The organism is Streptomyces sp. NBC_00572, from assembly GCF_026341815.1.
In the GTDB taxonomy this organism is placed as follows: Bacteria; Actinomycetota; Actinomycetes; order Streptomycetales; family Streptomycetaceae; genus Streptomyces.
Window position 1 is genome coordinate 5,299,697 of the sequence record NZ_JAPENX010000001.1, and the last position, 12,000, is coordinate 5,311,696.

Here is a 12,000-nt window from a genome sequence, read left to right on the forward strand (position 1 = left end):
ATGTTTACGTAATCATCGGTAGCGTGATGGTGACACTCCCACTGGGGGGCGTCAAGCGTGAAGCAGCGGTGAATGAGAGGGATTCGGGTGGTGGAGAAGAACACGGCCGGTGGGTCGACGACGGCCGGGAGCGACGGCCCACGAGGGGCGAGAGGCAGGCCGCGCCGGGTCTCCATGGCGGACGTCGCCCAGCTCGCGGGGGTCTCCTCGCAGACGGTCTCCCGCGTCTCCAACGGCGACGCGGCGGTCGTCGAGAGCACCCGCACGAAGGTCCTCGACGCCATGAAGCAGCTGGGCTACCGGCCCAACAGCGCGGCCCGCGCCCTCAAACGCGGCGAGTTCCGTGCCATCGGCGTGATCACCATGGGCCTCTCCAGCACCGGCAACGTCCGCACCCTCGAGGCCATCGCCGGATCGGCCTCCCGCGCGGGATACGCCGTCACGCTCATCCCGCTCGACGCGCCCACCCAGGACAACGTCAGGGGAGCCTTCACCCGGCTCGACGAACTGGCCGTCGACGCCGTCGTGCTCATCATGGAGGTCCACCTCCTCGACACCGCCGCGCTCACCCTGCCCCCGCACGTCAAGGTGGTCGTGGTGGACTCCGACGCCACCGGCCGCTTCCCGGTCGTCGACACGGACCAGCGGCAGGGCGCCCGCACGGCGGTGCGGCACCTCCTCGACCTCGGGCACGCCACCGTGTGGCACGTCGCGGGACCCGAGGAGTCCTTCGCGGCCGGCCGCCGCGCGGAGGCCTGGGAAGCCGTCCTGCGCGAGGAGGGGCGGACGGTACCGCCCGTCCTGCGCGGGGACTGGACCCCCGAGTCCGGATACGAGGCGGGGCTGCGGCTCGCCGACGAGCCCGACTGCGGCGCGGTGTTCGTGGCCAACGACCAGATGGCGCTCGGCGTGCTCAGGGCCTTCCATGAGCGGGGGCGGCGGGTGCCCGAGGACGTGAGCGTCGTCGGCTTCGACGACATAGCGGAGGCGGCCTCCTTCATCCCGCCGCTGACGACCGTGCGCCAGGACTTCGCCCAGGTGGGGGAGTTGTGCGTGGACGCGGTGCTGCGCGAGCTGCGGGGGGAGACGGTGACTGGCGTACGACTCGTCCCGACGACCCTGACGGAACGGGCGAGCACGGGGACGCCGGGGGGTCCGGAGGGCCGGGGGTGAGGCGGGTCGAGGTAGGGCGGCGCGGGGGTGAGGGGCGGGTCGAGGCGTCGCGTGGGGGGTTTGACCGAGGCGGGTGGGTCGGGTGAGGTGTCGCGCCAGGCTCGGTCGAGGCCGGTGGGCCGGGTCAGGCGTCGTGTGGGGGCTTGGTCGAGGTCGGCAGGTCGGTGGAGGACCGCGTGCGGGCTCAGGCCGAGGTGTGCGGTGGTGGTGGGGCCGTACTCGAACGGACCACCAGGACCGGTTCCACCGCCCTGCGGCGGGGGCCGTCCGTGCGTCCCTCGATCTGGTCGAGCAGCAGTGAGACGCAGTGCCTGCCGACCACCTCGAAGTCCTGGTGCACCGTCGTCAACGGCGGATGGAGGTAGGCGGCCTCGGCGATGTCGTCGAACCCGGCCACACTGATGTCCCCGGGCACGTCACGCCCCGACTCGCGCAGGGCCCGCAGCACCCCGAGCGCCATCTGGTCGTTGGCGGCGAAGACGGCGGTCACCTCCCGGCGGCGGGCGATGCCGAGGCCGGCCCGGTAGCCGGACTCCGCCGACCAGTCCCCGTACAGCACCGGGGGTACGGGCGCGCCCGCCGCCGTCAGGGTCCGCTGCCAGGACTCGGCGCGCCGCCGCGCCGCGAACGAGTCGCGCGGGCCCGCCAGATGCCAGACCGTCCGGTGCCCGAGGCCGAGGAGGTGGCTCACCACGCTGTGGGCGCCGTGGGCCTGGTCGAAGTCGACATGGGGGTAGCGGTGGCCGGTGTCGCCGTCGGCCACGACCACCGGCATCGACGGCGGGAGACGGAGGGAGGGCGTGTCGAGCATCTGCGACTCGACGAGCACGATGCCGTCGACGGACTGCAGCATCAGGTGCTGGAACGCGCGTCGCACCGCGGCCTCGGTCTGTGCCCGTACCCCCATGAAGTTGACGGAGAAGTCGGCCTCGTGGGCGGCGTCGGCGATCGCGGCGAGGGTACGGGCGTTGCCGTGCGCGCCGACGTCGAAGCTGACCACGCCCAGGGCTCCGAACCGGCCGGTGACCAGGGCGCGGGCCGCCGTGTTGGGCCGGTAGCCGAGCTCCTGCATGGCGGAGAGCACCTTCTCGCGGGTGTTCTCGTCGACGTTCTCACGGTTGTTCGCCACGCGGGACACGGTCTGCGAGGAGACGCCCGCCATCGTGGCGACGTCCGCCATGGAGGGCCACTGCCGGGCAGGCCGCGACCGCGGGGACTTCGTCGTCTTCCTGTCCGTCACCACGCACGCGACCTTCCGCAGGGAACTGGGGGCCGACCGCGCGCGCGGGCAACCGTACTCCGTGCATGTTGACGCAAACATGAGAGACGGTCAAACGCTCGGCGGATGTCGTCCGATTCCTTGACAGTCCGATTCGCCCCTCCCAGACTCTCCCCCGAAGCGCTCGTGTTAACGCGAACATCGAAGGGTGGCACCTCCGCGAAACACGGCGCTCGTCCAGGCCTCGGCGTGCGCGTTCCCGCCCCCGGCCGGCTCCCCGCACCCTCCGGTGCGTCCGGCCGCCCCGCATCGCCTTCCCTTTCTCCCTCCCCACAGCCACGAGGTACGCGATCATGCGACGCACTCCCTCGGGGACGTTCACGGTGCTCACGACGCTCTGTGCCGTCCTCTTCTCCCTTCTCGGCTCCCTCCTCGGCCCGGCCGGTACGGCCCAGGCCGCCACGGCGACCGTCACCAACGCCACCACGTTCACCGACCCGGCGGGCAACCCCGTGCACGCCCATGGCGGCGGAGTCGTCAAGGCCGGCTCGTACTACTACTGGTTCGGCGAGAACCGGAACGCCGACAACACCTTCCGTTACGTCTCCGCCTACCGCTCCACCGACCTGAGGACCTGGGAGTTCCGCCACCACGTCCTCACCCAGAGCACCGACCCCGAGCTGCAGTCGGCCAACATCGAGCGCCCCAAGGTCATGTACAACGCGGCCACCGGGCAGTTCGTGATGTGGATGCACAAGGAGAACGCCACCGACTACGGCGAGGCGCGGGCCGCGGTCGCCGTCTCCTCCACCGTCGACGGCGACTACACCTGGCTCGGCAGCTTCCGCCCGCTCGGCCACATGTCCCGTGACATCACGACCTTCGTCGACACCGACGGCGCGGGCTACATGATCTCCGCCGCCAACGAGAACGCCGACCTGCACGTCTACCGGCTGACGGCCGACTACACCGGCATCGCCTCCCAGGTCCAGAAGCTCTGGCCCGGCCAGTGGCGCGAGGCGCCCGCCCTCTTCCAGCGCGGCGGCGTGTACTTCCTGCTCACCTCCGGCGCCACCGGCTGGTCCCCCAACCAGCAGAAGTACGGCACCGCGACCAGCGTCACCGGAACCTGGAGCGGCCTGAAGGACGTCGGCGACGGGACGACGTACGGCTCCCAGACCGCCTACGTCCTGCCCGTCCAGGGCACCTCCGGCACCTCGTACCTCTACCTCGGCGACCGCTGGGGCAACTCCATGGGCGGCAACGTCAACGACTCGCAGTACGTCTGGCTGCCGCTCCGCTTCCCCACGAAGACGACCATGGCCATGGACTACTTCCCCCAGATCACCGTGGACACGGCCGCCGGCACGGTGAAGGGCCTCGGCAGCTGGGAGACCCTCACCGCCGCGCACAGCGGCAAGTGCGCCGACGTCGCCGACCGGTCCACCGCCGACGGCGGTGCCGTGATCCAGTGGAGCTGCGGCGGCAACAGCGTCAACCAGCAGTTCTGGCTCCGGAGCACCGGCAGCGGCCAGGTGCAGATCGTCGCCCGGTACAGCGGCAAGTGCCTCACCGTGAGCGGCGGTTCGACCGCCGACGGCGCCGCGGTCGCGCAGTACCCCTGCGACGGCCGTGCCGGACAGCGGTGGAGCGCGGTCGGCGCGAGTACGGGAGTCCAGCTGGTCGCCGCCCACAGCGGCAAGTGTCTCGACGTCACCAACACGTCCACGGCCGACGGGACTCCGCTCGTCCAGTGGACCTGCAACACCGGCACCAACCAGCGGTGGAGCCGTACGGCGGTCTGAACGCGGCACGGCTTCGGGCGCCGCCGCAGGAGCACCACCGCGCGAGAACCCCGTAGAACACCGGACCGGCGCGGGACGAACGTCCCTCGTTCCGCGCCACCGGCCCGGCCCGGGCCTCAGGGCCCAGCCACGACCTCGTCACCCGCACCCCCTCAGGGAGTGAACACGTGCAGTCCCCACACGTCCGCAAGGCCTCCGGGCGCCGTCGCCGTACCCGACTCGGCTCCCTTGCCGCAGCCTCCGCACTCGTTCTGCCCGGCCTCCTCGCCACCCCGGCGAACTCCGCGCCTGCCGCGGCGGACGCCGACGCGCTGACCGTCCGCCCCGATCCCAGCTACCAGCAGCCCGCCTTCGAAGGGTGGGGGACCGCCCTCGCCTGGTTCGCCAACGTCACCGGCGGTTGGCCGGACGCGCAGCGCAACGCCCTCGCGGACGCCCTCTACGGCGCGGACGGGCTCGGCTTCACCGTCGCCCGCTACAACATCGGCGGCGGCGACAGCCCCGAGACCGTCCCCTACATGCGACCGGGCGGCGCCGTGCCCGGCTACTGGAACCGGCCGGGAGCCGAGTCCCCCGACTGGTGGGACCCGGACAACCCGGCTCACTGGAACGACCGGGCCGACGCCAACCAGCGGTGGTGGCTCTCCGCCGCCAAGGCGCGGGGCGCCGACACCTTCGAGGCCTTCTCCAACTCCGCCCCGTACTTCATGACCCGCAGCGGTCTCGTCTCCGGCGCGGCGGACCCCCGGCAGGACAACCTCCGCTCCGACCAGTACGAGCGGTTCGCCGCCTACCTCGCCGGTTCGCTCCGCAGGGCCGAACAGGGCTCCGGCGTCACCTTCGACTCGCTCTCCCCGGTCAACGAACCCAACACCGACTACTGGCGGGCCGGCGGACGACAGGAGGGTTCCCACTGGGACCCCGCCTCCCAGGCCCGGATGATCAGCACCCTGCGCGCCACCCTCGACGCCCGGGGCGTCACCACACCCATAGCCGCCATGGACGAGACGAACCCGTCGACGGCCCGCGCGAACTGGGAGCAGTACGCTCCCGCCGTCCGTGACTCCGTCGGACGGATCAACACCCACACGTACGGCACGGGTGGGCGCACCGGAGTCCGCGACATCGCCAAGGGCGAGGCCACCCCGCTGTGGATGTCGGAGGTGGACCTCGGCGGCAGCGTGCCGCAGAGCTTCACCGACATGAGTCCGGGCCTCGACCTGGCCCGCCGGATCAACGACGACATCAGGGAACTGGAGCCGAGCGCCTGGGTGTTGTGGCAGGCGGTCGAGGACTACGAGAACATGACCCCCGGGCGCGAGAACGCCAACTGGGGCCTCATCCAGACCGACTTCACCCCCGCCGACGCCGCCACCGAACCTCTCCGCAGGAACAAGAAGTACGGGGTGATGGCGCAGTACAGCCGCTTCGTCCGGCCCGGCGCCCGCGTCCTCGCCACCGACGACCCCGACACGCTCGCAGCGGTACGGCCCGGGGGTCAGGGGCTCGTCCTCGTCCACACCAACCGCAGCGGGACGGACCGCGAACTCAGCCTCGACCTGGACGGTTTCGGGTCCGTCGGCGGAACCGTCGAGCGGTACACGACCGACGCCACCCGGGACGTCCAGCGCGGTACGGACATCGCCACGGCGGGCAGGACGCTGAAGACCACCGTCGGAGCCGGCTCCGTCACCACCTTCGTCCTGCCGGGCGTCACGGGAGTGAACACCGCCGCGACGAGCGCGCCCGTCGGAGCGGCCCGGCAGATCCTCAACGACCACAGCGGGATGGCCCTCGCCGTCACCACCGCCGCCGGGAAGGACCTGCCGGTGCAGCGCACGTCGAACCCGGCGGACACCGCCCAGCAGTGGACCCTCACCAAGCTCGCGGCGACCGACTGGGGCAGCACGGCCACCTACCGGGTGACCAATGTCCGTACGGGCAAGGCGCTCGCGGTCACGTCCGGGGCGCTCGGCTTCGCGGCCCCCGGGACCGGCGCCGAACAGCGGTGGATGCGCTCGACGACGGGCGACGGCCACGCCACACTCGTCAACAGTGCGTCCGGTCTCCTCCTGGACGTCTTCGGCGCGGCGACCCACGACGGGGCCGAGGCGGGCGTCTACCGGCCGACGACCGGGGCCAACCAGTCCTGGACGTTTCGTCCCGCCGCGGCCGGCTCCTGGCAGACCCCGGTGTTCCGGCACAGCTCCAAGTGCCTCGACGTGGTGGGAGGTTCGACGGCCGACGGCACGTCCGTCGTCCAGTACGCGTGCAACGGGGGAGCGAACCAGCAGTGGTCGCTCCGGCCGACCGCGACCGGCTACGTGAGCGTCGTCGCCCGGCACAGCGGCAAGTGTCTGGACGTCAGCGGCTCTTCGGACGCCGACGGCGCCCAGGTGTTCCAGTACGCCTGCAACGGCGGCCGGAACCAGGAATGGGCGGTACGGGCGACCACCGCCGGCCATGTCACGCTCACGGCCCGACACAGCGCCAAGTGCCTTGATGTGGCCGGGTCTTCGACGGCCGACGGGATCGCCCTGCGCCAGTACACCTGCAACGGCGGCACCAACCAGCAGCTGCGGTTCGGCTGACGGTCGCGAGCACGGCAGCGGGGACGGCCGAGAGCGCCGGAGGGGCGGCCGAGCACGCCGACGGGGCGGCGTACTCCGACAGACGCGATGACGCGATGTCGGGGTACGCCGCCCTCGGGGCGGGACGGGGCCAGGCCTCCTCAGAGGCTGCGGGCGGTGATGTCGCCGTAGGAGGTGGTGGCGTGGATGTTCAGGCCGGCGGCGGCGCCGTCGGTGTTGGTGAGGGCGTTGTGGAGGCGGCCGTAGGCGGTGCGGGCGTCGAGGGTGGCGGAGACGCCGCGGGCGGCGCCGACCGTGATCGCGCCGGACTCGGTGCGCAGGACCACTGAGCCGGTGACGGCTTCGGTGATGCGGAGGTCGCCCTTCTGGGTGCTGATCTCGGCGGCGCCGCCGAGGCGGCCGACGGTGATGTCGCCGGCGAGGAGGGTGAGGCGGGCGGTGGCGGTCTCGTCGAGGGTGACGGTGCCCTGTGCGCCGTCGAAGGTGACGTCGCCGAGGCGGCCGACGCCGCGGAGGTCACCGGCGGCGGTCTTCGCCTCGATGCGGGAGCCGGCGGGCAGCTGGACGGTCACCTCGACCGATCCGGAGTCGCCCAGGAGCCGGTTCTTGGCCGGGGCGGCGGCGATCCGCAGGACGCCGTCGGCGTACTCGACCGAGACCTGCTCGGCGGCCTTCACGTCGGCGGACTTGGCGGGGTTAGCGGGCCGGATGTCGACCGTGGCGTCGTCGCGGTCGGCGGCGATGAGCTGGATGCGGCCGGCGGGGATGTCGAGGACGGTGATGATCGCGGCGGTGGCGGCGAACTTCTGCAAGGTTCTTCTCCTTCTTGAGGCGGTCCCACTCTCGGGCCCGCCGTTTCCGATGAAGGAAAAGCTACGTTGCATTCACGATGCCGACAACAGCTCTGTTGCGTCAAATCACTGTTCTTGCAGGTAAAGGCCTGGAATTCATTGCAATGGTCTTGAGCTTAACGCAACAACCTCGCGTTTGATCATTGCAATGAATTGAGAGTGAACGCTATAGTGAGGACTCCACGGACCACGAAGGAGACCGCGATGCCGGGCGGCAGACTCACCCAGCAGGAACGTCAGCAGATCGCGCTGGGACTGGCCGACGGCCTCGCCTACGCCGAGATCGCCAGGCGTCTCGACCGTCCGACCTCGACGATCACGCGTGAGGTCATGCGGAACGGCGGCCCCACCGCCTACCGTTCCGACCTCGCCCACCGCGCGACCGAACGCCGGGCCCGCCGCAAGCAGCCCACGGTCCGGGACGCGACGGTGCTCCCGCAGGCCCACGGACGTGACGCCGAGGCCGTGCGGGCGTACGAGGAGGTGTTCACCACCGTCATGATGCAGTCGGGCATGCCCCAGATGATGTCCCGGGTGATGAGCTCCCTCTGCCTCTCCGACACGGGCAGCCTCACCGCGTCCGAACTCACCCAGCGCCTCCAGGTCAGCCCGGCGTCCATCTCCAAGGCGATCACGTTCCTGGAGGGCCAGGGCATGGTCCGCAGGGAACGCGACGAACGGCGCCGTGAGCGCTACATCGTCGACAACGACGTCTGGTACGAGGCGATGATGGCCAGCGCCCGGTCCACCGCTCAGATAGTCGAAACGGCACGCGAGGGCGTCGGCGTCCTCGGCCCCGGCACTCCGGCCGGTGTCCGCCTGGAGAACATCGCCCGCTTCCTCCAGTTCGTCTCCGAGAGCACCGCGCGCGCCGCCGAGCAGGCCCGCGAGATCCTCCACGCGAAACCCGCGGCGACGACCGCGGACGACACCGACTGAGCCGCGTGCGGATCGCGGTGCCGTGATCCTCGGTCGGCGTACGGCGGGGACCCGACCCGCGTACGCCGACCGGCGGGGCGTCCTACTCCTCCGTCGGCCCGAGGTCCGGCGTCGCGCGGAACGTGACCGTACGCGCCCGGTGGGCGGCGTGGAGTTCGAGGACGACGAGCTCGTTCGTACCGGAGCGCAGTGCCGGGGCGGGGACGTACAGGGAGCGCTGCGGGCCGCGGGACCAGTAGCGGCCGAGCGGGAAGCCGTTGATCCAGGCGTTGCCCTTGGTCCAGCCGTCGAGGTGGAGGAAGGTGTCGGCGGTCTCGTCCACCTCGAAGCGGCCCCGGTGGAAGGCCGGTCCGACGGGTGTCGTCGTGGTCGGGGCGAAGGGGATGCCGTCCGGGCCGGGCAGAGGGAGGGGGCGGTTGGTCCAGCCCGCGAGTTCGACCCCGTCGAGGAGGACCTTCCCGGGCAGGCCCTTGCGGTCGTGGATGCCCTCGCCGTAGTTCACCCGCCCCTGGTTCTCGACGAGCACCGTGAGGACGCCGCCCGCCCGGGGCACGGTGAACGCCAGTGCGTGCTCGTGCTGTTCGCGCTCCAGGACGCCCACCGGCGAGCCGTCGACGAACACCTGGGCGCGGTCGCGGACCTGCTCGATCTCAAGGAGCGCCGGGCCCCTGACGGGCAGGACGGTCTCGTAGAGGACGAAGCCGAAGTCCTGCTCCAGCTCCTCCATCGAGAGCGGGCGGCGCGACTCCACGGCCGTCGGGGCGAGCGCGCCCGCGTTCGGCAGCAGCTCGGCGCTCTCCGTCAACGCGAGGGTGGGCAGGGCGAGTTTGGGGCCGGGGGTCGGTACGGGCTCGCTCGGGACGGGCGCGTACTTGGCGATGACGTCACGGAACGCCGTGTACTTCGCCGTCGGGTCGCCGGCCTCGTCGAGCGGTGCGTCGTAGTCGTAGGACGTGACGGTGGGGCGGTACGTGCCCTTGTCGTTGGCGCCGTTGGTGAAGCCGAAGTTGGTGCCGCCGTGGAACATGTAGAAGTTGACCGACGCGCCGGACGCGAGGAGTTCGTCCAGTTCCCGGGCCGCCGCGTCGGTGTCCCGGACCACGTGGTGCGAGCCCCAGCGGTCGAACCAGCCGATCCAGAACTCCGATGTCATCAGCGGACCTTCGGGCCGCTGGGCGCGCAGCGCAGCCAGCTGGTGGGCCGAGCGGCTGCCGAAGTTGGCCGTGGCGAGGACGCCGGGCAGCGCGCCGCGCGCCAGGTCCACCGGCTGGTCGCAGGTGAAGAGGGGGACGTCGACCCCGCAGCGGCGCAGGGAGTCGGCGAGGTGTTCCAGATACGCCGTGTCGTCGCCGTACGCCCCGTACTCGTTCTCCACCTGCACGGCGAGGACCGGGCCGCCCTGTGAGGCGAGGTACGGCCGGAGGGGGGTGAGCAGGCGGTCGAGGTAGTCGTCGACGGCGGCCAGGAACCGGGGGTCGCGGGAGCGCAGGCGTATGTCCGGTTCGGCGAGGAGCCAGGAGGGCAGGCCGCCGCCCTCCCATTCGGCGCAGATGTACGGGCCGGGCCGGAGCAGGACGTGCAGCCCCTCGGCGGCGGCGAGTTCGAGGAAGCGCGGCAGGTCGAGGCCGCCGTCGAGGCGGAAGGTGTCGGGTCGTGGCTGGTGGAGGTTCCAGGGGACGTAGGTCTCGACGGCGTTGAGGCCCATGAGCCGGGCCTTGCGCAGCCGGTCGGCCCACTGCTCGGGGTGGACCCGGAAGTAGTGCAGCCCGCCGGACAGAAGCCGGAAGGGTCGGCCGTCGAGCAGGAAACCGGCCTTGTCTGTCTGGAGAACGGGCATGAGGTGGCGGCTCCTGTGCTCGGGTGCGGTGCGCGGTGTCGCGGTACGAGTATGTTTACGTAAACATACTCGTACCGCAAGCCCCGGGCGGCCCGGCTGTGGCCAACGGGCGGAATTCGGCCCCACCTCTTGACGGCGAGGCCTGCGAGGGGTCTCATGTGTCGCATCACGTTTGAACGTGTTGAGTTTTGGGTGTTTGGCGGCCCGTGGTCGCCCCCCTCGTCGGCGCCTCGCCACTCCCTCCTTCAGCACCTCCGCGCCGCCCCATCACCTCCGCGCCATCCGATCCGTCCCCGCGTCGGGCCGGCCCGTACCCGTGCGCGGCCGGCACCAAGGAGAGTCCCGCAGATGTCCCGTACCTTCCGCAGTCGTGCCGTCATGGCCGCCACCCTCCTCGTGGGCCTGGGGCTCACCACCGCCTGCTCGTCCGGCAAGGCCGCATCCGACGGAGACCCGGCCGCCGCCCCCAAGACCGGAAAGATCTCCCTGACGTACCTTCAGAAGCAGGGGGACCAGGAGTACTTCGTCGGCGAGGCCGCCGGGGCCAAGGCCAGGGCCGACGAGCTCGGCATCGATCTGAAGGTCGTCAACCTCGGCAACGACGCCAACAAGACCGTCAGCGAGGTCCAGGCCGCCATCGCCCAGAACGTCGACGGTGTGATCGTCGTCGTCCCCGACCCGGCCGTCGGCCCCCAGGTCGTCCGCACCGCCCGGGACGGCAAGGTCGCCCTCCTGACCTCCGACGACCAGATCTGCGCCACCGGCCCCGACCCGGCGGCCTGCGCCACAGCCGACCTCGTGCCCCGCATCGGCTTCAGCGGGGCCCAGATGGGCGGCGAAGTCGGCAAGCGGGCCGCCGCCGAGTTCGCGAAGGCGGGATGGAAGGCGCCCGAGACCAGGATCATCTCCGCCTGGAAGCAGGACGTCACGGTGTGCGGTGACCGCGTGAAGGCCGCGCGGACCGCCTTCGACGCGGCCGTCCCCGGAGTGGAGGTCATCGACGTCGCCACCGACAACACCCCCACCGGTGCACAGGACAAGGTCGCCGCCACCTTGACGGCCAACCCAGGCGTGAAGAACTGGATCGTGTGGGGCTGCAACGACGAGAACGTCGCGGGCGGCGTCACCGCCCTCACCAACGCGGGCCTCGGTCCGGACAGGGTCATCGGCGTCGGCCTCGGTGCCTACCTCGCCTGCAAGGAATGGGGCTCCGGCAAGCCCGGCGGCATGAAGGCCGCCCTCTTCATCAACGGCAAGGACGTCGGCGCCCTCGCCGTCCAGACCATGTACGACAAGCTCAAGAACGGCAAGGAGTTCCCGGCCGAGGGCTTCGCCCCCACCACGATGGTCGACGCCGGTACGTGGAAGTCCTCGGGCCTGACCTGCGGTTGACCGGCCGCGGGCGGGAGCCTACCGGCACCCGCTTGCGTCAGGCGCCGCCCAGGTCTGTCGTGTCCGGGTCGGTCGCGCCTGAGTTCGCTCCGCCCGAGCCCGTCGCGCCCGAGTCCGTCCCACCCGAGCCCGCCCCGTCCGAGTTCGCCGCGGCCCCGCCCGCTTCCGTCGCCCCCCGACGCGTCCCGGCCCG

At 71.5% G+C, this 12,000-nt stretch carries 8 protein-coding genes; 5 read left to right on the forward strand and 3 right to left on the reverse strand.

Translation table 11 applies throughout. The features are described 5' to 3' along the window. Positions 1–174: 174 nt before the first annotated feature. Complete coding sequence (locus OG514_RS24365; RefSeq protein WP_266900944.1) at positions 175–1,173, forward strand: LacI family DNA-binding transcriptional regulator; 999 nt, start codon at positions 175–177, stop codon at positions 1,171–1,173. A gap of 184 nt (positions 1,174–1,357) precedes the next feature. On the opposite strand, the gene OG514_RS24370 is transcribed toward OG514_RS24365, so the two are convergent. After that, entirely contained in the window at positions 1,358–2,416 is a 1,059-nt protein-coding gene (locus OG514_RS24370; protein ID WP_266898203.1) for a LacI family DNA-binding transcriptional regulator, read from the reverse strand. A 329-nt stretch (positions 2,417–2,745) separates the two neighbouring features. On the opposite strand from OG514_RS24370, the gene OG514_RS24375 reads away from it, so the two are divergent. Together OG514_RS24375 and OG514_RS24380 are read left to right on the forward strand one after the other, a co-directional pair. After that, positions 2,746–4,197, forward strand: a complete 1,452-nt coding sequence (locus OG514_RS24375) for an RICIN domain-containing protein (RefSeq protein ID WP_266898205.1) — start codon at positions 2,746–2,748, stop codon at positions 4,195–4,197. Positions 4,198–4,364: 167 nt separating this feature from the next. Continuing rightward, positions 4,365–6,788, forward strand: a complete 2,424-nt coding sequence (locus OG514_RS24380; RefSeq protein WP_266898207.1) for an RICIN domain-containing protein — start codon at positions 4,365–4,367, stop codon at positions 6,786–6,788. 140 nt (positions 6,789–6,928) lie between these two features. Here OG514_RS24380 and OG514_RS24385 read toward each other — a convergent pair whose 3' ends face one another. Then, positions 6,929–7,600 (reverse strand): DUF4097 family beta strand repeat-containing protein, encoded by a 672-nt coding sequence (locus OG514_RS24385; protein ID WP_266898209.1) that lies wholly within the window; start codon positions 7,598–7,600, stop codon positions 6,929–6,931. 243 nt (positions 7,601–7,843) lie between these two features. On the opposite strand from OG514_RS24385, the gene OG514_RS24390 reads away from it, so the two are divergent. Further along, positions 7,844–8,578, forward strand: coding sequence for a helix-turn-helix domain-containing protein (locus OG514_RS24390; RefSeq protein WP_266898211.1), 735 nt, complete (start codon positions 7,844–7,846; stop codon positions 8,576–8,578). 82 nt (positions 8,579–8,660) lie between these two features. Here OG514_RS24390 and OG514_RS24395 read toward each other — a convergent pair whose 3' ends face one another. Continuing rightward, entirely contained in the window at positions 8,661–10,415 is a 1,755-nt protein-coding gene (locus tag OG514_RS24395; RefSeq protein WP_266898213.1) for a beta-galactosidase family protein, read from the reverse strand. 348 nt (positions 10,416–10,763) lie between these two features. Here OG514_RS24395 and OG514_RS24400 point away from each other — a divergent pair, with 348 nt between their 5' ends. Then, positions 10,764–11,807: a substrate-binding domain-containing protein gene (locus OG514_RS24400; protein WP_266898215.1), complete on the forward strand. Its 1,044-nt coding sequence runs from the start codon at positions 10,764–10,766 to the stop codon at positions 11,805–11,807. The last annotated feature ends 193 nt before the right edge of the window (positions 11,808–12,000 follow it).